The sequence below is a fragment of the Sphingopyxis granuli NBRC 100800 genome (assembly GCF_001591045.1).
Taxonomy (GTDB): Bacteria; Pseudomonadota; Alphaproteobacteria; order Sphingomonadales; family Sphingomonadaceae; genus Sphingopyxis; species Sphingopyxis granuli.
In genome coordinates this window covers 17,587-42,482 of record NZ_BCUA01000012.1, presented here as the reverse complement: position 1 = coordinate 42,482, position 24,896 = coordinate 17,587, and the positions used below count along the sequence as shown (strand labels likewise).

21 protein-coding genes are annotated in these 24,896 nt (G+C 65.9%); 10 read left to right on the top strand and 11 right to left on the bottom strand.

Annotation, left to right across the window (positions count from 1 at the left end; all coding sequences use genetic code 11):
• Positions 1–134 precede the first annotated feature (134 nt).
• The 3 genes from SGR02S_RS04885 to SGR02S_RS04875 form a co-directional block, all read right to left on the bottom strand.
• Positions 135–1,685, bottom strand: a complete 1,551-nt coding sequence (locus SGR02S_RS04885) for a catalase (RefSeq protein WP_067106253.1) — start codon at positions 1,683–1,685, stop codon at positions 135–137.
• A gap of 152 nt (positions 1,686–1,837) precedes the next feature.
• The gene (locus SGR02S_RS04880) at positions 1,838–2,188 is read right to left on the bottom strand and encodes a DUF2200 domain-containing protein (protein ID WP_067106251.1); all 351 of its coding nucleotides are present in this window, start codon (positions 2,186–2,188) and stop codon (positions 1,838–1,840) included.
• A gap of 224 nt (positions 2,189–2,412) precedes the next feature.
• Entirely contained in the window at positions 2,413–4,728 is a 2,316-nt protein-coding gene (locus SGR02S_RS04875) for a TonB-dependent receptor (protein ID WP_169799642.1), read from the bottom strand.
• A gap of 353 nt (positions 4,729–5,081) precedes the next feature.
• On the opposite strand from SGR02S_RS04875, the gene SGR02S_RS04870 reads away from it, so the two are divergent.
• The 8 genes from SGR02S_RS04870 (at position 5,082) to SGR02S_RS20215 (ending at position 11,536) form a co-directional block, all read left to right on the top strand.
• Positions 5,082–5,633 (top strand): TetR/AcrR family transcriptional regulator, encoded by a 552-nt coding sequence (locus tag SGR02S_RS04870; RefSeq protein WP_169799641.1) that lies wholly within the window; start codon positions 5,082–5,084, stop codon positions 5,631–5,633.
• 119 nt (positions 5,634–5,752) lie between these two features.
• Complete coding sequence (locus tag SGR02S_RS04865; protein ID WP_067106246.1) at positions 5,753–6,550, top strand: enoyl-CoA hydratase/isomerase family protein; 798 nt, start codon at positions 5,753–5,755, stop codon at positions 6,548–6,550.
• A gap of 96 nt (positions 6,551–6,646) precedes the next feature.
• Positions 6,647–7,414: an enoyl-CoA hydratase/isomerase family protein gene (locus SGR02S_RS04860; RefSeq protein ID WP_067106244.1), complete on the top strand. Its 768-nt coding sequence runs from the start codon at positions 6,647–6,649 to the stop codon at positions 7,412–7,414.
• Positions 7,415–7,422: 8 nt separating this feature from the next.
• Positions 7,423–8,298, top strand: a complete 876-nt coding sequence (locus tag SGR02S_RS04855; protein WP_067106242.1) for an SDR family NAD(P)-dependent oxidoreductase — start codon at positions 7,423–7,425, stop codon at positions 8,296–8,298.
• A gap of 13 nt (positions 8,299–8,311) precedes the next feature.
• Positions 8,312–8,866: a hypothetical protein gene (locus SGR02S_RS04850; protein ID WP_067106240.1), complete on the top strand. Its 555-nt coding sequence runs from the start codon at positions 8,312–8,314 to the stop codon at positions 8,864–8,866.
• Positions 8,866–10,689: an AMP-binding protein gene (locus tag SGR02S_RS04845; RefSeq protein ID WP_067106238.1), complete on the top strand. Its 1,824-nt coding sequence runs from the start codon at positions 8,866–8,868 to the stop codon at positions 10,687–10,689. Before SGR02S_RS04850 ends, SGR02S_RS04845 begins: the two co-directional genes overlap by 1 nt.
• Positions 10,689–11,108 carry a hypothetical protein gene (locus tag SGR02S_RS20220; protein WP_067106236.1) on the top strand — a complete coding sequence of 140 codons (420 nt, stop codon included), beginning with the start codon at positions 10,689–10,691 and terminating at the stop codon, positions 11,106–11,108. The genes SGR02S_RS04845 and SGR02S_RS20220 overlap by 1 nt, the downstream gene beginning before the upstream one ends.
• Positions 11,109–11,176: 68 nt before the next feature.
• On the top strand, positions 11,177–11,536 hold the full coding sequence (locus SGR02S_RS20215; protein WP_169799640.1) for a PaaI family thioesterase: 360 nt from the start codon (positions 11,177–11,179) through the stop codon (positions 11,534–11,536).
• 10 nt (positions 11,537–11,546) lie between these two features.
• Here the strand turns inward: SGR02S_RS20215 and SGR02S_RS04830 are convergent, their stop codons facing one another.
• From SGR02S_RS04830 to SGR02S_RS04795, 8 genes are all read right to left on the bottom strand, one after another.
• On the bottom strand, positions 11,547–12,725 hold the full coding sequence (locus SGR02S_RS04830; RefSeq protein WP_067106232.1) for a dipeptidase: 1,179 nt from the start codon (positions 12,723–12,725) through the stop codon (positions 11,547–11,549).
• Positions 12,722–14,299 carry a serine hydrolase gene (locus tag SGR02S_RS04825; RefSeq protein ID WP_067106230.1) on the bottom strand — a complete coding sequence of 526 codons (1,578 nt, stop codon included), beginning with the start codon at positions 14,297–14,299 and terminating at the stop codon, positions 12,722–12,724. Before SGR02S_RS04825 ends, SGR02S_RS04830 begins: the two co-directional genes overlap by 4 nt.
• Positions 14,296–15,429, bottom strand: coding sequence for a YkvI family membrane protein (locus SGR02S_RS04820; protein WP_067106227.1), 1,134 nt, complete (start codon positions 15,427–15,429; stop codon positions 14,296–14,298). The genes SGR02S_RS04825 and SGR02S_RS04820 overlap by 4 nt, the downstream gene beginning before the upstream one ends.
• Positions 15,426–16,466, bottom strand: a complete 1,041-nt coding sequence (locus tag SGR02S_RS04815) for an N-acetyltransferase DgcN family protein (protein ID WP_067106225.1) — start codon at positions 16,464–16,466, stop codon at positions 15,426–15,428. The genes SGR02S_RS04820 and SGR02S_RS04815 overlap by 4 nt, the downstream gene beginning before the upstream one ends.
• 19 nt (positions 16,467–16,485) lie before the next feature.
• Positions 16,486–18,672, bottom strand: a complete 2,187-nt coding sequence (locus SGR02S_RS04810; RefSeq protein WP_067106223.1) for a TonB-dependent receptor — start codon at positions 18,670–18,672, stop codon at positions 16,486–16,488.
• 4 nt (positions 18,673–18,676) lie between these two features.
• Positions 18,677–19,819 (bottom strand): dipeptidase, encoded by a 1,143-nt coding sequence (locus SGR02S_RS04805; protein WP_067106221.1) that lies wholly within the window; start codon positions 19,817–19,819, stop codon positions 18,677–18,679.
• An 82-nt stretch (positions 19,820–19,901) separates the two neighbouring features.
• A complete protein-coding gene (locus SGR02S_RS04800) occupies positions 19,902–20,909 on the bottom strand; it encodes a dipeptide epimerase (RefSeq protein ID WP_067106219.1) in 1,008 nt (335 codons plus the stop codon).
• Positions 20,909–22,885: a serine hydrolase domain-containing protein gene (locus tag SGR02S_RS04795; RefSeq protein WP_067106218.1), complete on the bottom strand. Its 1,977-nt coding sequence runs from the start codon at positions 22,883–22,885 to the stop codon at positions 20,909–20,911. Before SGR02S_RS04795 ends, SGR02S_RS04800 begins: the two co-directional genes overlap by 1 nt.
• A 142-nt stretch (positions 22,886–23,027) precedes the next feature.
• Between SGR02S_RS04795 and SGR02S_RS04790 the strand changes: the two genes are divergently transcribed.
• A complete protein-coding gene (locus tag SGR02S_RS04790) occupies positions 23,028–23,651 on the top strand; it encodes a helix-turn-helix domain-containing protein (RefSeq protein ID WP_067106306.1) in 624 nt (207 codons plus the stop codon).
• A gap of 244 nt (positions 23,652–23,895) precedes the next feature.
• Positions 23,896–24,771, top strand: a complete 876-nt coding sequence (locus tag SGR02S_RS04785; protein WP_067106216.1) for a universal stress protein — start codon at positions 23,896–23,898, stop codon at positions 24,769–24,771.
• The last annotated feature ends 125 nt before the right edge of the window (positions 24,772–24,896 follow it).

Here is a 24,896-nt window from a genome sequence, read left to right as displayed (position 1 = left end):
TGTCCGCTGCTGGCGGCCGGAAGGATCACCGTCTTTGTGAGGAGCCGTAGGCGTCGGAGCGACCTCCAGCCATCGGCTTGCCTTGCCGATGGCCGGAGATCGCTTGCCCGGCCGGCGTCGGAGGACGGCTTCGGTCAGCCCCCGATCGTTGCAGCCTGACGCCGCGAATTCTGCGGCGGCGTTTCGGGCTCGGCCGGCAATTCGGCCGCAGGCCGGACGGTCATCCCCAGCGCCGCGGCGACGCCGGCCCCATAGGCGGGGTCGCAGCGGGTGCAATTGTCGATGTGCCGCTGCTTGATGAAGGCCGGCGCATCGCCCATCGCCCGCGCCGTATTGTCGAACAGCACCTGCTGTTGCTCCGGGCGCATCTGCTGGAACAGCTTGCGCGGCTGGGTGAAATAATCATCGTCGTCGTCGCGGAAATTCCAGTGCGCCGCGTCGCCGCTGATGCGCAGCGGCGGTTCGCCATAGTCGGGCTGCTGCTGCCACTGGCCGAAGCTGTTCGGCTCGTAATGCGGGCGGCTGCCGTAATTGCCGTCGACCCGTCCCGCGCCGTCGCGCTGGTTGCTCATCACCGGGCAGCGCGCGGCGTTGACCGGAATCTGGTGATAGTTGACCCCGAGCCGGTAACGCTGGGCATCGGCATAGTTGAACAGGCGCGCCTGCAGCATCCGGTCGGGCGACACGCCGATTCCCGGCACCAGGTTTGACGGCGCGAAAGCGCTCTGTTCGACATCGGCGAAGAAATTGTCCGGATTGCGGTTGAGTTCGAACTCACCGACCTCGATCAGCGGATAGTCCGCCTTGTACCACACTTTGGTCAGGTCGAAGGGGTGGAAGCGATAGGTCTCGGCATCGGCCTCCGGCATGATCTGGACATACATCGTCCATTTCGGGAAATCGCCGCGCTCGATCGCCTCGTACAGGTCGCGCTGGTGCGATTCGCGGTCGCCGCCGACCAGCGCCGCCGCCTCCGCATCGGTCAGGTTCGCGATGCCCTGCTGGGTCCTGAAGTGGAACTTGACCCAGAAGCGCTCGCCCGCCTCGTTCCAGAAGCTGTAGGTGTGGCTGCCGAAACCGTGCATGTGGCGATAGCTTTTCGGGATGCCGCGGTCGGACATCACGACGGTCACCTGGTGGAACGCCTCGGGCAGCAGCGTCCAGAAATCCCAGTTGTTGGTGGCGCTGCGCATGTTGGTGCGCGGGTCGCGCTTCACCGCCTTGTTGAGGTCGGGGAATTTGCGCGGGTCGCGCAGGAAGAAGACCGGGGTGTTGTTCCCCACCATGTCCCAATTGCCTTCCTCGGTGTAGAATTTCAGCGCGAAGCCGCGGATGTCGCGCTCGGCGTCGGCCGCGCCGCGCTCGCCCGCGACGGTGGTGAAGCGCGCGAACATCTCGGTCTTCTTGCCCACTTCGCTGAAGATTTTCGCGCGGGTGTAGCGGCTGATGTCGTGAGTCACGGTGAAGGTGCCGAAGGCGCCCGAACCCTTGGCGTGCATGCGCCGCTCCGGGATCACCTCACGCACGAAATTGGCGAGTTTCTCGTTGAGCCACACGTCCTGGGCGAGCAACGGGCCGCGCGGGCCGGCGGTCAGGCTGTCCTGATTGTCGGGCACGGGCGCGCCGAATGCCGTCGTCAGATGGGAAACCGGGCACTGGCCGGCGTCGGGATGCGTCTTGGTCATGGCAGTTCCTCCTCTCGAAATGGCGATACCCCCTGTTAGACCGGCAAGCTCAATTCATCAGCTTCATAAAAATCGTCATTCTCATCGAAAAAGTCGATCAAGATTGATCGCAACGCAAGGTAAGGCTGATGAACCCGGGCAGTTCCTTCGAACTATCCGCGCAGGATTTTCGCCATGGCCTTCCCGCGGGCCAGTTCGTCGACGAGCTTGTCGAGATAACGGATCTCCCGCATCGTCGACTCCTGAATCTCTTCGACACGAACGCCGCAAATCACGCCCGTAACCAACAACCGCAAGGGATTCATTCGAGGCGCCTGGGCGAAGAAATCCTCGAAGCTCGTCTGCTTCGCCAGTTGATCGTCCAGCGCCTTCTGGCTGTATCCTGTCAGCCAACGGATGATCTCATCCACCTCGGCCCTGGTGCGCCCCTTCTTCTCCGCCTTGGCGATATAGTGGGGATAAACGCTCGCGACGCTGACCGAATCGATGCGATGCTTCGCCATGCGTCCTCCTCCCTCCGCACGAAACGCGCGCCGGCTGCGCCGACCTGCCGATCATAGCATGAAAAGGGAGGCTTGACCGCTATGGTGAACTCGGCCCGCTCTATGTCGACCTCGACGCCGCCGCACCAGACGCGGAACGGTCGAATGGCCGGAAGCGGGCTTCGTCCGCGTCCGGCCACGATGCGGGATTTGCGTGCGGCCGTCGGCGCGCCGAATGCGAGCGCCTATCGGAACTTGAAACTCATGTTGACGCCATAGGTCGCGGGCATGCCGGCAAACCGGATCACCGCATCTCCGCGCCGCGCCGCCGTATGCCAGTAATATTCGTCGGTCACATTCTGCGCATAGAGGCTCGCCGTCCATTTCCCATCAGCGTCGCCGATTCCGGCGCGCAGATCGAGCAGTCCATAGTCGTCTATGAATAGCCGCGCGTCGGGCCTGAAATCGCCGTAGGTCGAGCTGCGATAGCTATAGTTGGCGCCAAGGAACGCCTGCTTTGCTCCCCCGATGGCCCAGCGATATTCGAGGTCGGCGTTGAGCTGCCATTTCGGCGTGTAGGGAAAGCGATAGCCGTCGAAGTCGGTGACCGCGCCGAACGCCGAATAGTTGGTGAAGGACCGCGTCACCTTACTGTCGATATAGGTCGCGCCGAAGTTGGCGCGCAGGCCGTCGACGGGGGTGACCACAAGCTGCAGTTCGGCGCCCTTGATCCGCGACTTGGGCACGTTGACCAGCGCTTCGAGCGGACCGAACACGGGAACGATCGTGCGCCCCTTCAGCTGCTTGTCGAGATAGTCATAATAGAAGAGCGCCCCGTTGAGTTGCACGCGGCGGTCGAGCAACGCCGATTTGAAGCCGATTTCATAAGCCGTGACCTGTTCCTGCCGCACCGGAGTATATTGCGAGAAGCGATTGCCGGCGAGCGTCGCGAACGAGCCGCTCTTGTAGCCGCGACTGACGCTCGCATAGAAAAGCTGGCCGCCCGACGGCTTCCACTGGAGCACGCCGCGCCACGATATATTGTCTTCGGGCAGGCTGCCTTCGAACAGCGCGGGTTGCCCGGCATCGTTGAAGGTCACGCAGCCGCCGAGCGGGATCGTGCCCGACGGCAGACCGAAAATCAGCTCGAACCCCCTGGCATAGGTGCCGTTGCCGGCATTCAGCGTGCAGCCGGCGAAATCGACCTTGGTGTCGGTGTAGCGGATGCCGCCGATCAGCGTCAGCGTATCGACGATCGGCACGCTGACGTCGGCGAACGCGGCGATGCTGCGATACCGCGTGTCGCCCAGCTGCGGCACAAGCTCGATCGACGGAAAGCCGAAGCGGTCGAACACATGGGCCGACGACTGGTCGTCGAGCCGCTGGGTCAGCAGTTCATGGGTCTTGCCCCACTCGTAATTGCCGCCGACGATCCACGAGCCGTCGCCCATGAGCGACCCGGCAAGCCGCAACTCCTGGCTGAAGGCCCTGATGTCGCCTTCGAGGAAGACGTCGGTCAGCCGCAGCGCGGTGCCGTCCGACTCCTGGCCGTAAGCTTCCTTGAAGCGGCTATAGGCCGAGATCGAGGTGAGCGTGATGTCGTCGCTAAGGTCCACTTCGCCGCGCAGCGCGGCCTGCACCTGCCAATTGTCCTTCTTCAGCGCAAAGCTGTCTCCCCAGTCGGCCGCGCGATTGCTGGCCGGCGCGGTCGGGTAGGCGACCAGCCGGGGATCGAAGAAGCCGGCCGATTGCTGAAACGGCGTGACGAGTTGCGGCGCCTGGGTGTCGCCATGATCCTGGTTGGCGTTGATCATCAGGTTCACGCGCACCGTATCGACCGGACGCCAGGCGAGCTGGAGGCGGCCCTGCGTGAAGGCGCGCTGGCCCAGGCTCGCGTTGCGGGTATAGCTTTTCTGCCAGTCCCCGCCGCCCTCGTGGCGAAGCGAGATGCGGGCGGCCAATGTCTCCGACAAGGGGCCGCTGGCATAGCCTTCGGCGCTGAAACGGTTGAAGCGGCCATAGGAGAGCGCAAGGCCCGCCTCGGGCGACCAGGTCGGCTTTGCCGCGATATAGTTGATCGCGCCCCCCGTTGCGTTGGAACCGAACAGCGTGCCTTGCGGGCCCTTGAGGACCTCGACCCGCTCAAGATCGAAGGATGCCCCGGCGGTCATCACCGAATAGGGGATCGGAACCTCGTCGGTGTAGACGGTGACCGTCGGCTTGGCCGCGAGGCTGCTGTCGAAGAAGCCGATACCGCGCAGGAAATAGACGGGGGTTCCGAAACCGCTGTCGATCGCATTGAATCCGGGGGTGACCTTTGCCAGCCCCGCGACGTCTGTCACGCCCTGCGCCTGCAGATCGCCGCCCGACACCGCGGTGATCGACAACGGAACGCTGTTGACGCTCTCACTGCGCTTCTGCGCGGTGACGATGATATCGGTCGTGCCCGGGCTTTCGGTTTCGGCCGGCGCGCCGCTTTCCTGCGCAGCCGCCTGCGTGGCGAAGCCGGCCAGGACGATCGCTGCCAACGACGGCGACCAACGCCTCTTGCTATGCGTCATCGATTCCCTCCCATTATAGCGATGCGCGTCCGGTCCGGTTTCGAATCCACCGCTCATCATTTTGTTACCGTCCGGTCGGTAATAAAACATAATAAGCTTGTCAATGGCGACAATATAGCACCATCTATTGACCATCTAGTCGTCGTGGACCTATGCGTCGGCCAAAGGTTCGGCATCGGTCGCAAGGCAGACCGCGCAGGACCGGCACAGGGGACAAGGAAAGCAAGCGATCGATGGCGGAAGCAGCAAGACAGAAACGGACCGGTGCAGCGACGGCGGCGCGCAGCGACGCTCGGACCAAGGCGGGCCAGAAAGGCGGGCGCAAGCGGGGCACCGTCAACAAGGAGCTGATCATGACGATCGCCTCCGCGATGTTCCGCGAGCGCGGCTACGACCGCACCAGCCTCGACGACATCGCCACGGGCCTTTCGATCACCAAGCCCAGCCTCTACTATCACTTCGCGAGCAAGGAAGAGATATTGCTCGAGTGCATCTCGCGCGGATACATTCTTTTCCAGCAGAAAATCGCCGATCGCGACGATGTCCGCCTGTCCGGACGCGAACGCGTGCGGATTTTCGTCGAGGCCTATGTCGACCTTCTCCAGGACACGGTCCTGTCGATGATCGTCGCCGACGAGCGCGTGATGAGCGAGGCCGGAAAGGCGAAATCGCGCAACTACAAGCGCATGCTCAACCGCGACCTTCTCGAACGGATTGAGGTCGGCCGCAAGGACGGATCGCTGGCATTCGACGACGCCCGCATCGTCGCGTTCGGGATCTTCGGCATGATCAACTGGATGACGCACTGGCAATCGGCCGCCCTCCAGATTGCGCCGGAAACGGTCTCCGAGCAATTCGTCAGCCTGATCCTCGACGGCATCGGCACATCCGCCCGCCGGACCTAGAACTCTCCGCCGCCATCGCCGGAATCCTCCAGCCAATCGCCGCCTCTCGACGGCGCATTGACAGCTGCTCCATGCATATCTATTGAAGTTACCGTCCAGTAGGTAACTAAGGGTATGTCATGGCTGATTTCCAGTATCTCATCACGAATATCGACGAGGGGGTCGGCATCCTTCAGCTCCACCATCCCGAGAAGCGGAACGCCCTCGGCTGGGAACTGCACGAAGAGATCATCGCCGCCCTGAGGGCCTGGGAGAATGACGACGCAGTCTCCTGCGTCCTGTTCATCGGCAACGAGGACTATTTCTGCTCAGGCTGGCGCGTCGACATCCTGAACACCACCGACGATGACGGCCGCCGCCGTTTCAACGACCTCGCGCTTGCGTTGATGAAAGCGATCTATGATTTCGGAAAGCCGTCGGTCGCTGCGGTCGCGGGCGTCGCCCCGGGCTATGGCATGGACGTCGCCAACATGTGTGACATCACGGTCGCGTCGGAAAATGCGCTTTTCGGATCGACGCAGGTCAAATATGCTATGAACGGCTTCTATCATGGCCTGATGTCGCGCGTCGGCAAGCAGCACGCCCGGCGTCTTTACTATACCGGCGACCCGATCGACGCGCACGAAGCGCTGCGCATCGGTCTCGTCAGCGAGGTGACGCCCGTCGGCGAACTGCGAAGCCGTTCGCTTACCCTGGCGAAACAGATCGCCGAAATGGGGCCGGAGCTCGCGAAAATCTTCAAGGGCGTCGCGCTGCGCGCGTCGAACATGGATCATCTGGGCGCGCTTCAATACGAGCTGACGGTCACGCAGGACCTGCTCCAGCGCGGTATCTTCCGCGAACGCATCGCGCGGGGCTTCGATCGCCTGAAGGCGGGGGATAGCGTGGCGATCGAGCGTGCGCATTTTCCGCAATAATCCGATCCGGACATCTCCGACGGCGCGGGCGCTGAATGAAGCGATGCACCGCACGCACGAACACCTGAATTACATCACAAGCCTGGGAGCAGAAACATGGCAAAGCACGGCACGATGCGCAGCGAGGTGAAGGGCGGGGTCGCCACCCTCTTCCTCGACCGGCCCGACAAGAAGAATGCGCTCAGCACGGAGCTGTTCGAGGACCTCGTCGAAACGCTGAGCGCGTGGCGGCGCGACGACAGTGTCGCGGCGGTCGTCATCACCGGCACGGAGGATTATTTCTCGGCCGGCCTCGACCTCGACACGATGAACTGGAAGAGCGAGGAGGAGCGTCTTCGCTGGTACGACGCGACCTATTACGGCTATCTCGAACTGCTCGAATATCCGAAACCGACGATCGCGGCGGTTGCCGGCCCGACCTTCGGCGGCGGCTGCGACATCGCGGTCTTCTGCGACATCCGCATATCGAGCCCGAATGCGAGATTCGGCTTTCCCCAGATTCGGTTCGGCCTGACGCCGTTCGTCGATCCGCTGCAGCGCATCGTCGGCCAGAGCCAGGCGAAGCTCCTCGTCCTCACCGGCCGCCGCATCGACGCACCCGAAGCGCTGCGGATCGGGCTGATCGATGAAATCGCGCCCGAAGGTCGGTTGCTTGCGACGGCGCAGGGCATGGCGGCCGAGATCGCCTCAACCACGGTGCCGACGGTCGTGCGCACCACCGAAATGCTGCGCCGGAGCTGGGCGATGGATCCGATGGCAGCCTATGTCTACGGCCACGTCCAATATCGCGACGTGCACTGGAATCCGGAGATTTCGGATCGCATGCTCGCCGCGCGCGCCAAGGTCGGCGCGGGGTCGCGCTGACCGGCCCGATGACGGACCTTCCTCCCCTGCCCTCCGTCGATCTGCGCGGATCGACCATCGTGGTCGTCGGGGCCAGTCGCGGAATCGGCCGGCAATATGCCGTCGATCTCGCGCAGGCGGGCGCCAATCTGGTGCTCACCGGCCGGGGTGCGGGCATCGCGCCGGTCGCCGAGGCGATCCGGGATGATGGCGGCGCGGCTGTGTCGGTGCAATGCGACATCCGCGATCCGGCGCCGTTCGTCGACGCCGCGCTGTCGGAGTTCGGTGCGATCGACGGGCTGGTGGTCAACGCCGGGATCGTCCGCGACCGCAGCTTCGCGAAAATGAGCACCGAGGAATGGTCGGAGGTGATCGACGTCCATCTCGGCGGCAGCTTCGCCTGCGCGCAGGCGGTGTGGGAGGTGATGGCGGCGCAGCGCCGCGGATCGATCGTGCTGACCACATCGGGCGCGGGCCTGCACGGCGCCTTCGGTCAGGCCAATTACGCGGCGGCCAAGGGCGGCATCATCGGCCTGACAAAGACGCTCGCGATCGAGGGTCAGCGGCTCGGCATCCGCGCCAACGCCATCGCTCCGATGGCGCTGACCGAGATGACCGGCACTGTTTTCAACGACCGGATGAAGGCAAAACTGCGGCCCGAACAGATATCACCCTTCCTGATGGCTCTCCTCGATCCGCGGTCGACGCTGACTGGAGAGATCGTCGAATGCGGCGGCGGCTGGGGCGCGATGATGCGTTGGCAGCGGTCGACAGGCGCCGTCTGGGCCCACGGGTCGGTCGATACGACCGCACTGGCCTTCGGGGCCGAATTCGACCTGCCCGCTACCACGGCGGATTCGCTGGGAGCCGCGCTCGGCGACCCGCGGACGATGCACAAGATGTGATAAGGAGAGCGACATGGCTGCAAAACCCGACCTCGAAGGCACCGAACTGACCTGGCCCGCCCTGGCCCCCGAAGAACGCTATCGCCGCTGCGCATGGGAGGGTCTGCTCATCATCCAGCGCACCGACGAGCATGTCTGGGAAAACCAGGGACCCGAAGCGTGGCTGCGCTTCTCCGACGAGACGCGGCCCGGCTGGTCCGGTCCGATCGGCCGCAAGCTGGCCGAGGATCATCCGGACGATTTCACCGCCGACATTCCCGGCGCGCTCAAGCTCATGGCCGCCTATGGCGCCGAGGTCTGGGGCAGCGGCTATCGCGGGGTGACCCATATCCGGCAGATCGACGAGACCGAAGGCCGTCTGACGATCACCGATCACGGCTGTCCGCAATGGCGCGCCTTCTCGGCAGAGATGCGCGGCCGGTTCCCGTGCAACAAGGCGTGCGGCCGCGAAATGGACAGCGTCGTCAAGGCAGGCCTCGGCGAAGATTTCGAGGTGGAGACCACCCACGGGCGACCGCTCGGTGACGACGATTGCGTGTGGCGCGTACGGAGGAAGGAAAAGGCATAGTGGAGTTCGCTAGTCCCCCTCCCCCAAGCGTCACGCTCGAACGCCGCGAAGACGGCAGCATCATCGCCCGCTCGCCGCTGCCGCTCGGTCCCGTGCCGCAGTCGCTCGCGCATCTGTTCGACGAACAGGCGGCACGAATGCCGGACGCGATCTTCATGCGGCAGCGCGCCGTCGACGGTAGCTGGCGCAGTATCCGCTATGGCGAAGCGCGGCGCGCCGCCGACGGCCTGGCGCAATGGCTGATCGATCGGGGGCTCGGCTTCGGCGACACCGTGTCCTTCCTTTCCGAACCGTCCATCGAGCACGGCATCGCCGCGATCGGCGTTCAGCGCAGCGGCGCCGCGATCGCGCCGGTCAGCGTCGCCTATTCGCTGCTGTCGCAGGATCATGCCCAGCTTCACCAGTGCGTGTCCGTGGTCGGCGCGAAGGTGGTGATCGTCGACGATGCGGAGCGCTACGCCGCCGCGCTGCGCGCGGTCGCCCCGCTCGGCGTCACCATCGTCGCGGCATCGGGCCGTGTCGACGGCCTCGACATCGTGCCGTGGGCCGAGGTAATCGCGACCGCTCCCCGCCACGGCGTGACCGAGCGGATGAACGCCATCCGGCCCGACCATATCGCCCGCATCATCTATACCTCCGGATCGACCGGATCGCCCAAGGCGACGCCGCAGCCGCACGCCAACCTCAACATCACCATCGCGCAGAACCGGGCGCTCGGCCTGCTCGATTTCGGCGGCGAAGCGCCGCAGATCCTCGAAGCGATGCCGTTCAGCCACATCATGGCGGGCAACTTCAACTTCAACAACACAATCGCCGCCGGCGGAACCGTGTGGATCGACGACGGCAAGCCGACGCCCGAACTGTTCGGCAGGACGATCGCGAACCTGCGCGACGTCGCCCCTTCCTATTTCATCACCGTGCCGCTCGGCTACACGATGCTGTGCCAGGCGCTCGAGGCCGATGCGCAGCTCAACCGCCATTTCTTCTCGCGCCTCAAGTTCCTCGGCTTCGGGGGCGCCGTCCTGTCCGAAGATGTCCGCGACCGGCTCATCGCCCTGTCGATCGAGGCGCGCGGCGCGGCGGTGCCGATCTTCTCCTTCTATGGGGCAACCGAATATCTGTTCGGCACGCTCAAATATTGGGCCGGCGGCGGAACCGACGTCATCGGCCTCCCCCTCCCCGCGACCGATCTCAAGCTGGTGCCGACGGGCGACCGCTATGAACTGCGGGTCAAGGGGCCGACGCTGATGCCGCGGAGCGGCTACATCGGTGCACCCGCCGCCTCCGCATCGCTGTTCGACGAAGAAGGCTATTTCCACACCGGCGACGCCGTGCGCTTCGCCGACCCGGACGAGCCGCGCGCGGGTCTGGTGTTCGCCGGCCGCCTGTCGGAGGATTTCAAGCTCGATTCCGGAACCTATGTCACTGTCGAGGCGCTGCGGCAGGCCCTGCTTGCGGCGTGCGGCGACCTGGTTTCCGAAGCGGTCGTCTGCGGCCTCAACCAGCCCTATCCCGCAGCCTTGCTCTGGTTGAAGAATCCGGGCGCCGCGGTCGGCGTGCGCGAACGGATCGCGGACGCGATCCGCGCCTTCAACAGGACGCAGGGCGGAACCGCCCGCCGCATCGGCGCTGCGCTGATCCTTGAGGAACCCGCATCCTTCGAAGCCGGCGAGATCACGGTCAAAGGCAACATCGCACAGCGCGTCGTGCGCGAACGGCGCGCCCGCGACGTCGCGCGCCTTTATGCCGACGCACCGGACGATGCCGTGATGCTCTTCGACGATGCCGGGCGGCCGGCGCCCAAGACTGTCGCGGCACGCTGATGCTCTGGCAGCTTCCGCCTTCGGTCGCCGCCTTCCAGGCCCTGTTCGAGGGTACGGCATCCGGAATCGCTACCTGGCTCCGCGACGACGTCGCGTTGCGCCCGCCGGATTATGGCAAGACATGGACGGGCAAGGAGCTGGTGTGCCGCCTCCTCGGCTTCGCATCCGAAGAATTCGGCGGCCTCGTTTATACCGACGCATGGAGCAACGGCGACCGTTACGCGCTGCGCTTCGAGGGGGAGATCGACCGCAAGCCTTTCCAGGGCATCGATGTCGTCCATCTGGACCGCGCCGGGAATATCGCGCTGATCGAGATATTCGCGCGTCCGCCGGCAGCGATGCTGGCTCTGCGCGACCGCATGAGCCTTCATGTCCGGAACGACCCCGTGGCTTCGCGACTCATGGGTCTCGCGGCGTGACGCATCGCACGCCGGGGGACTGGGGAGCGTTGCGGTTCGCGGATCCTTTTTGCGAGCATATCGGCGGGATGCAGATGCTTTATACCGGCGACGCGGCCGAGCCGGTCCGCTTCGGGCTGGAAATCGAACCGCGGCACTGCAACCGCCTCGGCTTCTGTCACGGCGGTCTTTTGTCGACCTTCCTCGACATCGCGCTCGGCGTCTGCGCGATCGAGGTGTGCGGTCACGACTGGGGCGGGCCGACGATCAACCTGAGCATCGACTTTCTGCAGGGCGCACCGCAAGGCGACTGGATCGAAAGCCGGGTCACGCTCGAACACACCAGCCGCAGCCTGATGTTCGCCACCGGTTCGGTCGTCGGCAGCCCGGGCAAGATCGCGCTGGCGTCGGCGCTGTTCAAGCAACCGCGACCCAGGCCCGAAAAATAACCGCCGGCGGCTACTTCCCCTGTGCGGCCAGGACGCGCAGGATGTTGCCGCTCCACATCTTCTCGATATCGGCGTCCGAATAGCCCGCCTGCTTCAGCCGTTCGGTGACCTTCGGCAGCGCCGAAATATCCTCGATCCCCTTCAGCCCGCCGCCGCCGTCCCAGTCAGCGCCGAAGCAGACATGATCGACGCCGCCGACCGCGATCGCGCGCAGCACCATTTTCATATAATCCTCGAAGTCCGCCGCCCACATCGTTTCGGTCTTGTCGAGTTCGCGCCACTGGCGCGTCAGTTCGGCCTGCGCTTCGGGGGCCAGTTCGCCGATCCGCTCATAGTCGGCGAACAGCTTCGCGCGCGCCGGCGACATCTTCATCTCCGACATGTAGATGGTCGAGATGCACATCGCGCCGCCCTTCGCCGCGAGCGCCTTCAACCGCCCTTCGTCGAGGTTGCGCGGATGGTCGTGCGCCGAGCGCAGGCTCGAATGCGAAAGCAGGATCGGATATTTCGACAGCGCGAGCAGTTGATCGAACGTCGCGTCGGACGAATGGCTCGCGTCGATGACGATACCGAGCCGGTTCATCTCGGCCACCCACTTTTCGCCGAGCGGGCTGAGGCCGTTCCAGCGCGGCTTGTCGGTCGCGCTGTCGGCGAACTGGTTGTTGAGCCCGTGCACCGGCCCCGCGAGACGCACGCCCTTGTCGTAGAACTCGCTGAGCAGCGACAGGTCCTCGCCCAGCGGATAGCAGTTCTCGATCGACTTGAAGGCGATCAGCTTGCCTTCCTTGTCGAGCCGCCGCGCATCGTCGGCGGTGCGCGCCGCGCCGATGGCGCCGCTGTTGGCGGCGATCATCCGGTCGATGCTGTCCGAACGCTTGCGAGCGTGCGCGAGCGCGGCGGCATAGCCTGCGGCGGTCAGCGGTCCCTGATCGGTGTAGATGGCGAAGAAGCCGCCATCGAGATGGCCGTCCTTCATCCGCGGGATGTCGAGTTGCGACAGGTCGGTCGCGAGGATGTGGCGGTCGGCGAAATTCCATCCCTGCCGATCGAAATGGAGCGGCGTGTCGAGGTGGGTGTCGAGCACGAGCATCCGGCTGTGCAGCGGTGCCTCGGCGGCCTTCGGCTTGTCGCCGCCGGTCGAACAGGCAGCGAGCGCGGTCGCGCCGAGCAGAATGGCGATGCGTTTCACTTCTTGTCCTCCACAGGCTTCAGGTCGAGGTCGTGATAGTCCCAACTGAAATCGGCGATCTGGCTGACCGCTTTCATCGTCACCCCCGTCACCTTGCCCCCGGCATCGAGCGCGAAGGTGACATAGGCGGGCTCTATCGCCGGATCGTCGAAATCGGTGACGAAGCTGTCATACTGCCAATGCTTGAGGCGCCCCGCCATCCGCGGCGTCGAGGTGAAGTCGACGGTCAGCCCCTTCGCACCCGCCCCGATCACGACGTCGCCATACCAGGGATCGCGATAGCGCCCCGCATAGCCCGCGAGCGGCAGCGACGGGCCCGATTTGGCGGGTGACGCCTTCGCCTGCTTGAGGAACTCGACGCCGCCCGCAAGCCGCGCCTGATACCAATCCTCCCACTTGGTGGTCCAGCCATAGTCGGGCTGGTCCAGATAATGATCGAGCAGTTCATAGGTCAGGCCGAGCAGCATACCGCTGTCCTCGCTGTTCATCATGATCGCGAAGCCGACATTCCTGTCGGGAATCATCACGACGCGGGTGATCGATCCGAAGACGCCGCCGCCGTGCTGGATGATGCGGTGGCCGCGATAGTCCTGCACCTGCCAGCCGAGCGCATAGGCCTGCTGCGTCGGCTGCGCGGGTTTCAGCGTATCGGGCAGCGGGGTGATCGGCATCGGTGTCACCGGCGCCCACATCTCGGCCGCCTGCTTATCGCTGAACAATCGCCTGCCGTCGGGAAGCGCGCCGTGCGCGAGCTGAATCTTGAGCCACGCCGCCATATCCTCGGCGCTGAGCGCGAGCCCGCCCGCGGGCGCGCCGTTGCGGCCGAGCTCGTCGCGCTCGTCGAGCGCCTGCTGCGGCCCGATCCCGCGCAGCACGCCCGACAGGCGCGCGTGCGGCCAGCTCCGGTTCGCGATGCGGAAGCGGTCTTCGCTGTCGCTCGTCGCATTCTTCATGCCGCCCGCGCGCAGCACGCGCTCGCGGATGAAATCCTCCCAGGTCTGACCAGTGACCTCCTCGATCAACTGCCCCGCGACCGCATAGAGGATATTGTCATAGGCATAGGCCGAACGGAAGCTCGTCCGGGGCTTGAGGAACGCGACGCGTTCGGCGGTCTGCCTGCGGGTCAGGCTGGTGCGCGGCACGAACATCAGGTCGCCCTGCCCCAGTCCCAGTCCGCTGCGGTGGACGAGCAGGTCGCGGATCGTGATCTCGCGCGTTACCCACGGGTCGTACATCCGGAACCACGGCATATGCTCGATCACCGGGTCGTCCCACCCGATCCGACCTTCGTCGACGAGCACCGCGAGCGCCGCGGCGGTCATCGCCTTGCCGGTCGATCCGGTCTGGAAGATCGTCTGACCGTCGATGGGCGCGCTCTCGCCGAGCTTGCGAACGCCCCAGCCGCGCGCGAGCGTGGTCCTGCCGTCCTCGACGATCGCGATCGAGACGCCGGGCGCGCCGACCTTCTGCCGCAGCACCTCGACGCTTTCGCCAATGTCGGCGGGCGGGTCGGCCCAGACGGGCGCGGCCGCCGACAGCAGCAGCGACAGGGCAAGCAGGCGAACGGGTTTCATGGCAAGACCTCCCTTCGAGGAGCGGACGACGGACGCAGCAAGCGCCAGGTGCCGAGAGTGATGAGCGGCACGACAAAGACAGCGAGGAACAGCCAGGCAAGGAGGCGGTATCCGCTGGCGATGAGCTCGACGAGGCCGATCTCGCCCGCGACGAACATGCAGCCGGTCAGGATCACCGCGCCGATCAGCGCCCGCGCGCCGGCGCCGAGCGCAGGCCGCCCCCGGCTCTCGACCGCGCCCGAGATGCGTTCGTTGATCGCGTGCACCGCGCCCGCGCCGCTTTCGAGCAGCGCCGCAAGGATCATCAGCTGGAACAGGATGTGAAAGCCCGGCACCTTCATCTGGCGCAGCAGGAAATCGGACGGCAGCGTCTCTGCCCCGATCGCGGGATAGAAGGCGATCATCGCGACGAAGAAGAGGATCGCCGGCAGCATCGACAGCGGCCCCGCGATCAGCCCCGCAACGACCGCGTCGCGCTGGCTGGTCAGATGCCGCAGCACCGGCAGGATAACCACCGCGCCGACGATATTGTAGCTCGCATAGGTGATGCCCCCCGCCATCCAGCCTGCCGATGGCGGCGGCGCGGCGGCGAACCCCTGCCCGATCAGCCCGCCGAAGCTGGCGAGCGCAAGGATCAGGAACAGGCCGTAGACGGTATAGAGAAGGATCGAGACATATTTGAACATCTGCTCGACGGCGCCCGTCCCCCAGGCGGTGACCGCGACGATCGCCACCGCCAGCAGCGCCGATCCCGCCCATTCGGGCCAGCCGAAGGTGGCGGCGCCGATCGCCGCCGCCGCCGCGCCGAACACTGCGAGGATCAAGATGACGAAGACGATATAGGCCGCTTCGAACGCGACCCAGGCGGGGCCGAGAAGCCCCTTGAAGAAGGCGCGATAATCATATGCGCCAAGCTGGCGCGCGAGCGCGAAGGTCAAGACGGCGACGACGCTCCAGATGCCGGTCGCGAGCAGCATTGCGGCGAGCCCGCCCCACGGCCCCGAGGGCACGAAATATTCGGCAAGCTCGCGCCCCGTCGCATAGCCGCCGCCGATGATGACGGCTTTCAGCGCGAAGCCGGGGAGCAGGAAGCGCTGGAACCGGTTGGGGTTCGCCGCGCCCGCCGTCATGCGAGAATGGCGTCCACGAGCGCGGCGAAGCCCGGACCGCCGCGGATCGGGTCGGCGACCGGCAACCCGAGCCGGTTGCGCTCGGCCGCCATCAGCGCTTCGGCGCCGTCGGCGTCGAAGATCGAGGTGTTGAGGCTGACACCGCCGCAGCGGATCGCGGGATTGGTGCGGCTGCCGAGCCGGACTGTCAGGTCGATCACCTCCTCGATGCTCGGCAGGGCGAAATTCTCCATTCCCAGGATCACCTTGCGGGTCGGGTCGTGGCAGACGACGAACACGTCGGGCTGGCTGCCGTGCAGCAGGCCGAGCGACACCGCGGCATAGGCGGGGTTGAAGATCGATCCCTGCCCCTCGATCAGGTCCCAATGGTCGTCGGGCGCGTCGGGGCTGAGCATTTCCGCCGCCCCGGCCTCGAAATCCGAAACCACCGCGTCCATCGGCACGCCGCCGCCGGCGATCATGATGCCGGTCTGGCCGGTCGCGCGAAAGTCGGCGTCGATGCCGCGTTCGCGAAACGCCCGATGCAGCGCCAGCGCAGTATATTTCTTGCCGAGCGCGCAATCGGTGCCGACGGTGAGCAGCCGCTTGCCGCTGCGCTTGCGCCCGTTGCCGATGGGGATCGTCGGCGGCGGGGTGCGGACGTCGATCAGCCGCCGCCCGGTCCGCCGGGCGGCCTCGACGAGCGCGGGAACGCTCGTCAGCCTGGTGTGCAGGCCGCTGACGATGTCGAGCCCGGCCTCCATCGCGTCGACCAGCACCGCCACCCACGTATCGCCGATGACGCCCCCCTGGTTCGCAACGCCGATCACCAGCGACCGGGCCCCGGCCGCGCGGGCATCGGCGGGCGACAGGCGCGGCAGGCCGGTGCTGACCGTGCAGCCGGGCGCCGACCATTCGCCGACGCAGCGGTCCGCGGCCCAGTCGGCGAGGCCGAAGGCGGTCTTGGCGTAGCCCGCCTCGGTCGTATCGCCGAGGAACAGGAGATAGGGTTGCGGCAGTGTCAGGCTGTCGGCCAGCCTGCCGAGGGGGGCATTCATCTTTTTCACTCCGTTCGCGTCAAAAGGCCATGTCGAGCGCGACGCCGATCGTCCGGGGCTGCAACGGCGAGATGGCGAGGAAACTCGGCCGGTTGAGTCCGTCGGCCATCGTCGTGCGCGCCATCTCGCCCTTGTTGTCGAGCAGATTGCGCGCATAGGCCCGCAGCGTCCAGTGGTCGTCGAACACCAGCGACGCGTTGAGATCGACCGACGTATAGGGTCTGGCGCGCGCGACGAGCGGGTCGCTCTCGACCAGCGAGAGTCGGCTGCTCGCATGGCGGATGCCCGCGCCGAAGCTGCCCCGCGTGCCGCCGCCGAGCCCGAATTCATAGTCGGCGCGCAGCGCGCCGCTGAACCTGGGCACCGCGGGCAGGCGGTCGCCGTCGACGCCGCTGATCTCGGGCACATCCTCGCTGAGCCCGGCGTCCGTGTAGCTGCCCGTCGCGGTGATCGTCAGCCCCGGCACGGGACGGAACGCGATATTGCCTTCGAAACCCTTGCTGGTCGCCTTGCCGCCGTTCGCGCCGCCCGACACGCCGCCGAAGGCGCGCGTGACCTGGATGTCGGTCCAGTCCATCCAGAACCCCGCGACGTCGATCGTCACCGCCCGGTCGGCTAGGTCGGCCTTCAGCCCGACCTCGTAATTGGTCATGCGGTCGGCATCGACGCTCGGCGGGACGTTGGGGACGATGACGTTCGGGCCGCCGGGGCGATAGCCGGTCGCGACGCGCGCATAGAGCATCGCATCCGGGGTGATGTGGAACTGCGGGCTGACCGAGAAGGTCCACACGCTCTCGGCCGAGGTGCCCGGATCGTCGGCGGACGGGACGATCGCGCCCGAACTGATCTGGCGGAAGGTCTGCTCGTTGCGCGCCCAGCGCAACCCGGCGGTGATTTCGAACCGGTCGCTGAACTTGAAGGTGCCGTTCCCGAAGACCGCATATTCCTTGTAGGTCGCGGGCAGGCCCACGGTCGCGAGCGGATCGAGCGAAGCGATCAGATTGCCGTCCATGTCATAGGAATGCACGAGCTGCGCATTGCTGGTTTTCTCGTCGGTGTAGAAGCCGCCGATCATCCATTCGAAGCGGCCGCCGCTCGGCGAGGCGAGCCGCAGTTCCTGGGTCCATTTGCGGAGCCCGAGGTCGAGATAGAAAGGCGTGATGCCGGCGTCGATCGGCGGATCGGTGATGAACGGGAAGAGCACGCCGAAGGCATAGCTCGCGTCCTGAAGCTGGCGGCTCTGCGTCTTGCTGTAGGTCGTCGCCGAGGTCAGCGTCGCGGCGCCGAAATCATAGTCGATCGTCGCCGAATAATAATCGAGGTCGATGTCGTAGGATTCGGGGACGTAATTGTTGTACGAGCGCCCGTCGCCGAGCCGCACGCCGGTGAGGTCGGCGGCATAAATCCCGTTGCCCTCGGAATCGAGCGATTGCCAGATGCCCGCCAGCTTCACGCTGAGTTCGGCCGCCGGCTGCCACAACAGCGCGACGCGGCCGCCGCGCTGCTCATAATCATTCTGATCCTTCAGCGCGGCATTGTTGACGCTGCCGACCCATCCCGGGGTGCTGCGCCAGGCGAAGCTGCCGGTGACCGCCAGCTGGTCCTCGACGACCGGGATGTTGACGAACGCCTGCCCGCCCCAGCCGAGACCGTCGCCGCCCTTGATGCCAAAGCCTTCGATCCCGGCGCGCACGCGGAACGCCCGCGTGTCCGGCTGGACGGTGACATATTTGACGAGCCCGCCGATCGAGCTCGCGCCGTAGAGCGTCCCCTGCGGCCCCTTGAGCACCTCGATGCGTTCGAGGTCATATGGCATCAGGTCGATCGTGAACTGCCCGGCGCGGTTGTAGAGCGCGCTCGATCCGACCGGCGCGTCGTCGAGATAGATGCCGACGGTCTGACCCGCGTTGAGCGGCGCGACGCCGCGCAGGGTGATCGTCGTCTGGCCGGGCGTGCCGCTGTTGCTGACGTTCATCCCGGGAACATAGCCCGCATAGTCGACGAGCGAGGCCGAGCCCTGCTCCTGCAGTTCCTCGCCCGCGACGACGCTGATCGCGATCGGCACGTCCTGCACGTTCTGCACGCGCTTCTGTGCGGTGACGACGATCTCGCCGCTGCTTCCGGTCGCCGCTGCCTCCTGCGCGTGCGCAGGGAAAGCGGTCGTCAGAGCGATCAGGCTGGCCGCAACAAAATGCCTCTTTTTCATTGTCTTACCCCCAGACTTGGGCGAGCAGGCGGCGAAAGTTGCCCCCGAGCACGGCCCCGATGTTGTCGTTGGAATAGCCCCGGCGGATCAGTTCCTCGGTCAGGTCGAAGACCTTGCGCGGATGGTCGAACCCGTCGATGTCGATCTTGTCGCGAAAGGCGTAGCTGCCCTTGTAGCCCGCCTTCAGCAGCGCATATTCGTCGGGCTTCATGTCGTCATAGCCGTTGAGGTCGGCGTCCGATCCGATGCCGACATGCTCGACCCCGGCCAGCTTCGCGACATGGTCGACATGGTCCGCCATATGCCCGACGTCGGTCGGGTCGGTCGCGCGCACGAACATCCGCACGCCGGTGATCCCCATCACCCCGCCCTTCGCCGCGAGCGCGCGGATCGCCTCGTCGGCCTTGGCGCGCGGATGGCCGGCGATCGCGCGGGCATTGCTGTGGGTGATCGCGATCGGCCCCCGCGCGATCGCAATCGCGTCGAGGGTCGTCCGGTCGCCGCAATGCGACACGTCGACGAGCATGCGCTCCGTCTCCATCGCCGCGATGATCGCCGCGCCATAGTCGCTGACGCCGCCGTCGACGCGATCGGTGCTGCCCGACCCGATCACGTTCTGGCTGTTGTAGGTGAGCTGCGCGCAGCGCAGGCCGAGGCGGCGGAAGGTCGCGACATCCTCGACCGCCTCGAACTGGTCGGCGTTCTGGATGCCCATGATGACGGCGCATTTGCCGTCCCTCTTCGCCCGGTCGAGATCGTCGGCGGTGTCGACGAGCGTGAAGACGTGACTGTTGCGCCCGACGAAACCCTGCCAGCCGGCCATATATTCGAGCGCCTGCGCCTTCGCGCCGGGGCCGCCAAGGCCATAGGCGTTGTGAAAGCCGGTGATGCCGCTGGCGCGAAATTCGGCGGCTTCGGCATCGGTCAGGCGATGCGCGACATAGGCGGGCGAGGTCGTGATCTTGAGCGGCGCCAGCATGTCGATGACCAGCGACGAAGCGACGAGGTCGACCGCACGGCGCGAATAGGCGCGCGCCGGATCGGCCGCGAAGGCATAGGTGCCCCTGTTGATCATCGGCGCGGACAAAGCGGCACCGACCGCGCCCGCGATGGCCGCGCGGCGCGTTACCCGGAATGATCGCGTCATTCCATCCTCCACCCAGGAAATTTCGATTTCTAGACTATTGTCCTAATCAGAAAATTGTCAACCCGTTTAGGACATAAATTTGTCAGCCACCCCAAATGCCGGCGGGACAATGGATCATGCCGCCGCGATATTCGACGCCGGGATCGCGGTCGCGCGCGAGGAAGGTCGGCCCGTCGAGGTCGACGATGTCGCAAAGCTGCCCGACGAGGTAGGCGGGCGCCATCGACAGGCTGGTGCCCATCATGTTGCCGACCATCACGTCGAGGCCGAGCGTCCGCGCCTGCCGCGCGATCGCAAGCCCTTCGGTCAGCCCGCCGCACTTGTCGAGCTTGATGTTCACGACGTCGAAACGCCCGACGAGCGACGCGGTGTCGGCGAGCGACAGCGCGCTTTCGTCGGCGACGAAGGGGAGCGGCCGCTTGATACCGTCGAGATCGGCCTCGCGTCCGCGCGGCAGCGGCTGTTCGAGTTGCGCGACGCGCATCTCGACAAGCACCGGCAACAGGTCGGCGAGCGTCCGGATGTCATAGCCCTGGTTCGCATCGACACCGATCCAGGCGTCGGGACGCGCGGCGCGGATCGCGGAGACGCGCGCGATATCGTCGGCCAGATCGCCGGTCAGCTTGACCTTCACCGGCGCCTGCGCGTCGATTGCCAGCGCCGCCTTTGCCATGACCTCCGGATCGTCGGCGCCGAGCGTCAGGGTCGAGCGCAGCGCCTTCGGCGGGTCGAGGCCGGCGAGGTCCCAGACCGGCCGGCTCTGCTGCTTCGCCTCCAGGTCCCAGAAGGCGCAGTCGAGCGCGTTGCGCGCACCGCCCGGCGGCAGGAGATGCTGCAGGTCGCCGCGCGTCGCGCCACCCTCGATCGCCTCGCGCGCGCGCATCGCCTCGCCAAGCATATGATCGATGTCGTCGCCCAGATAATAGACGCCGGCACCCTCGCCGCGCCCGACATGCGTCCCGTCCGACAGTTCGGCGACGAGCAGCGCGGTCTCGGTGAAGACATGGCCCGAAATGCGGAACGGCTGGTGATAGGGAAAGCGCTCGACCCGCAGGTCGAGCGCCAGGGTGGGTGCAGGCTGCGTCGCCATCAATAGACCATCCCGAAGCCATAGAGATGGAAGGCGAGCGTCACCCAGGCGAGGACCAGCCCCGCGAGGACCAGCAGCACCGCGCCGAGCTTCATCGTCCAGCGGCGCTTGCCCTGGATGCTGAGCCACAGGTGCCACGCCGCCGCCGCCAGCAGGCCGAAGGCGGCGACCGGCGTCAGGATGCGCAGCAGGTGGATCAACCAGTCGAGCGGGCCGCCGATGCTGCCGATATCGGCCGAGAAGACGGCAACGAGCCCCGCCCAGCCGATGACCGCGGCCAGCACCAGCCACGCGAAGACGCGCGACAGGCGATAGGCGCGCAGCGCTTTGCCTTCGAGCACGAAATTCGCGGCGAAGCTGCGCCGGACCAACGCGCGCACCGGCCAGGCGAACGCCGCAAGCAGCGTGATGCCGAGCGCGAAGATGAGCGCCGGGTTGAGCCATGCCGCGTTGACGCCGGCGGGTGCGGGCTCGAACACCATGAAGGGCGATCCGGCATCGAGGCTCCAGCGCACGACGCGGCCGTCCTTCACCTCTGCGGCGAGACGTTCGCCCGTGTTCGTGTCGCGCCACACGAAAGGCTCGACCTCGACCCAGTCGCGCGCGCCGGCACTCAGGCCGTCGAGCCCCGGCACCGTGATCTTTCCATCCTCGGTCAGTGACACGGCGGGCTGGCCGAGCAGGCCGAACAGGCTCATGAAATTGGTGAAGGAACCGCGGCTGCTGACATAATGGCCGACCATCATCTCCGCATGCTGCCGCGCGGTCTTCGCGTCGACCTGCCCCGGCTTCTCCGCGCCCGGCAGGTAGCGATCGGCGAATTTATGGAACAGCGCGCTGCGGATCGCGCCCGCCGCGCCTTCCTTGCCCGGGCTGTTCATCGAAATGAAGACGCCGATGTCGGCATCGGGGAACAGCCACAGATAGGAATGGAACCAGACGGTATCGCCGCCATGCGCGATCGCACGGTGACCGTTGACCCATTGTTCGTAGAAGCCGAGCGCCATGCTGTTGAGCGGGCCGACACCGGGCGCCTTGAAATCGTGCATCATCTTCGCGGTTTCGGGCTTCAGCAGACCCGCGCCGTCATTGAGGTGCGCGATCATGAACTTGCCCATGTCGGCGCCGCTCGCCGACAGGCTGCCCGCCGGCGCCGGAATGACCATCTCGAACGGCCGCGCCTTTTGCGTGACGTCGGGATAGCCGCCCGCCATGTCGGGCGCGAGCGCCTTCGGAAGCGGCTGGCGGAACGTCGCATGCGTCATGCCGAGCGGCCTGAAGATATGGTTGTCGATATAATCGTCGAACGGCTCGCCGCTGACGCGCTCGACGATATAGCCCGCGAGCGCGGTGGCATAGTTCGAATAGGCGGGCGTCGTGCCGGGCGCGAAGACGCGTTGCGGCAGCGCGAGCGGCATCTGCCGCTTGAGCGTCATCACCGCTTTCGGATCGTTGCTGATCAGATGGCGGACCGATTCCTCGAAGCCCGCCGTATGCGTCATGATGTTGCGCAGCGTGATCGGCTTGCCCTCGAAGGGCGGAATCCTGAAGTCGAGATAGGCGTTCACATCCTTGTCGAGGTCGAGCTTGCCCGCCTCGACCTGCTGCATCACCGCGGTCCAGGTGAAGAGCTTCGACACCGATCCCGGTCGGAAAAGCGTTGTCTCCGGCAGGACGGGCTTGCGCTTGGCGACGTCGGCATAGCCATAGCCCTTTTCGAGCACGACCTGATCGCCGCGCACGACCACAACCACCGCGCCCGGAATGCGCGCGCGTTCGAGCGCGTAGGGCAGGAAGCCGTCAAGGAAGGCTTCGAGATCGGCCGGACTGAGCGTAGCCGCCTGCGCGGGCTTCGCCGCCGGCAGCGGCACCGCCTCGACCTTCTTGACGGTCGGCGCCGGGACCGGCCCCTGTGCGGCGAGCGGCACTGCGGCGAGCGCGGCGAGCCCGATCATGGCCTTTCGGATGAAACGCATCGCTTTCCCCCTTTTTTTGGCGCGCCCTCTGAAACCTTGCAGCGAGCCGCGCGACCCCTTACCAAGGAGCCAACACCTACTGGCCCATTGGGGACATAATGATCCTGATTGGAAAATTGTCAAACATGGAATGGAAAAACTGATGGCGGACCGTTCGAACCCGCCGACGCTCGGCGCGGTGATGCGCGGAATTCGCTCGCGAAACGGCTGGACGCTCAAGGAAATGAGCGCGAAATCAGGTATCCCCGTGTCGACGCTGTCGAAGGTCGAGCACGACCGGCTGACCTTGAGCTATGACAAGCTTCAGCAGCTCAGCCAGCGACTCAACATCCGCATGTCGGATCTTTTCGCCGAGGGCGAGGAAGAGAGCGCGCCGCGCGTCACGGGCCGCCGCAGCATCGGCACGAAGGAAAAGGCGGTGCGCGTCACGACCGACAATTACGATTATCACTATCTTTGCACCGATCTGCGGCAAAAGCGGATGCTCCCCATCATCACCCGCATCCGCGCGCGCAGCGCCAGCGAGTTCGGCGAACTCGTCCGCCATCAGGGGGAGGAGTTCATCTTCGTCATCGAGGGGCGGATCGAGGTGCACAGCGAATTCTACGATCCGGTCACGCTCGAACAGGGTCAGGGCATCTATATCGATTCGACGATGGGGCATGCCTATGTCGTCGGTGAAGGTTGCGAGGAGGCGCTCGTCCTCGGCGTCTGCTCGAGCGCCGACGACGGGCTGATGGATTCGCTGATGAGCCTGCACGGCTAGAACGCCGTGCGTTGATCCGCATCGTCCCAAATCCGGTGAGGCAGATACGGGTTCGATGCTCTATGGCCTGCGAAGACACAGGCTTGTCGCGCGCAGGCGTGTCGGATTTCCGGTTGAAATCCCGGTCGTTATTGTATGAAGGAGACATGGTTCGCCTATGCCGTCCCTTTCGACGCCGGGCGATCCCAGCGCCGCCACGGCCGTCTCCTGTTGCAATGACGCGACTGCAAATCCGGGAATGACCATGACCGACACCACGCCCCGCCACATTCTCCTTGCCACCGACCTCAGCTGTCGCTGCGACCGCGCGCTGGACCGCGCCGTGCAGTTGGCGGGCGAATGGGGCGCGGAGCTTACCGCCGCGACGGTGATCGAACCCGAACCCGCGGACCTTCTCGACCCCCGTCCCTCCTCCTGGCGCCGGCAGGCGACGCCCGCCGAGCGGATGCACTGGCGCCTGGCGCGCGATGTCGCCAGCGTCGCGGACGATATCGGCGTGGTGGTCGAAACCGGCGATCCCGCCACGAAGCTGGTCGAGATCGCCGAACATGAACATTGCGACCTGATCGTCACCGGCATCGCGCGCGACGAGACGCTGGGGCGGATGATCCTGGGCAACACCGTCAGCCGCCTCGTGCGCCGGGCTGCGGTGCCGGTGCTGGTCGTGCGCGACCGCCCGGCCGGACCCTATCGCCGGATCGTGATCGCCACCGATTTTTCCGAAGCCGCGCTCCAGGCGACGCTCGTCGCTTCGGCCTTTTTTCCCGCAGCAGCGCTGACCCTTTTTCATGGATATGACGTGCCCTACACCGGCTATCTCACCGACCGCGACTTCACGTCGGAATCGCGAGCCAAGGCCGACGAAGCGAGGGCGATGCTGCGAGCCGAGAGCCGCATCGACGCCGCGCTGCTCGAACGGCTGGACGTCGTCGTCGAACGCGGCACGCCCGAAATGCTGATCAGCGACCATGTCGAGGACCATCACGGCGACCTGACCGTCGTCGGGAGCCAGGGGCACGGCATCCTGTTCGACGCGTTCATCGGCAGCATGGACAAGCGGCTGCTCGATACGCTCGAAGGCGATCTCCTGATCGTTCCGGGCGCGGCGGGGGCCGGTTAGACGCGTCGGCGCCGCCGCGCCCGATCACCCGCACCGCAAAAAACTCAACTCACGCCTTGCTCCGCCGCGCCAACGTCTACCATAAGGGGGGACGCCCTCGGGCAGCGCACCAGGCGATGGAGATC

Bases quoted from the DNA above. Each gene is read 5' to 3' on its own strand.
- SGR02S_RS20215 (WP_169799640.1), top strand. From the start codon at position 11,177: ATGCAGATGCTTTATACCGGCGACGCGGCCGAGCCGGTCCGCTTCGGG.
- SGR02S_RS04860 (WP_067106244.1), top strand. From the start codon at position 6,647: ATGGCAAAGCACGGCACGATGCGCAGCGAGGTGAAGGGCGGGGTCGCC.
- SGR02S_RS04790 (WP_067106306.1), top strand. From the start codon at position 23,028: ATGGCGGACCGTTCGAACCCGCCGACGCTCGGCGCGGTGATGCGCGGA.
- SGR02S_RS04810 (WP_067106223.1), bottom strand. From the start codon at position 18,672: ATGAAAAAGAGGCATTTTGTTGCGGCCAGCCTGATCGCTCTGACGACC.
- SGR02S_RS04800 (WP_067106219.1), bottom strand. From the start codon at position 20,909: ATGGCGACGCAGCCTGCACCCACCCTGGCGCTCGACCTGCGGGTCGAG.
- SGR02S_RS04795 (WP_067106218.1), bottom strand. From the start codon at position 22,885: ATGCGTTTCATCCGAAAGGCCATGATCGGGCTCGCCGCGCTCGCCGCA.
- SGR02S_RS04855 (WP_067106242.1), top strand. From the start codon at position 7,423: ATGACGGACCTTCCTCCCCTGCCCTCCGTCGATCTGCGCGGATCGACC.
- SGR02S_RS04865 (WP_067106246.1), top strand. From the start codon at position 5,753: ATGGCTGATTTCCAGTATCTCATCACGAATATCGACGAGGGGGTCGGC.
- SGR02S_RS04785 (WP_067106216.1), top strand. From the start codon at position 23,896: ATGACCGACACCACGCCCCGCCACATTCTCCTTGCCACCGACCTCAGC.
- SGR02S_RS04850 (WP_067106240.1), top strand. From the start codon at position 8,312: ATGGCTGCAAAACCCGACCTCGAAGGCACCGAACTGACCTGGCCCGCC.
- SGR02S_RS04885 (WP_067106253.1), bottom strand. From the start codon at position 1,685: ATGACCAAGACGCATCCCGACGCCGGCCAGTGCCCGGTTTCCCATCTG.
- SGR02S_RS04825 (WP_067106230.1), bottom strand. From the start codon at position 14,299: ATGAAACCCGTTCGCCTGCTTGCCCTGTCGCTGCTGCTGTCGGCGGCC.
- SGR02S_RS04870 (WP_169799641.1), top strand. From the start codon at position 5,082: ATGACGATCGCCTCCGCGATGTTCCGCGAGCGCGGCTACGACCGCACC.
- SGR02S_RS04805 (WP_067106221.1), bottom strand. From the start codon at position 19,819: ATGACGCGATCATTCCGGGTAACGCGCCGCGCGGCCATCGCGGGCGCG.
- SGR02S_RS20220 (WP_067106236.1), top strand. From the start codon at position 10,689: ATGCTCTGGCAGCTTCCGCCTTCGGTCGCCGCCTTCCAGGCCCTGTTC.
- SGR02S_RS04820 (WP_067106227.1), bottom strand. From the start codon at position 15,429: ATGACGGCGGGCGCGGCGAACCCCAACCGGTTCCAGCGCTTCCTGCTC.
- SGR02S_RS04815 (WP_067106225.1), bottom strand. From the start codon at position 16,466: ATGAATGCCCCCCTCGGCAGGCTGGCCGACAGCCTGACACTGCCGCAA.
- SGR02S_RS04880 (WP_067106251.1), bottom strand. From the start codon at position 2,188: ATGGCGAAGCATCGCATCGATTCGGTCAGCGTCGCGAGCGTTTATCCC.
- SGR02S_RS04875 (WP_169799642.1), bottom strand. From the start codon at position 4,728: ATGACGCATAGCAAGAGGCGTTGGTCGCCGTCGTTGGCAGCGATCGTC.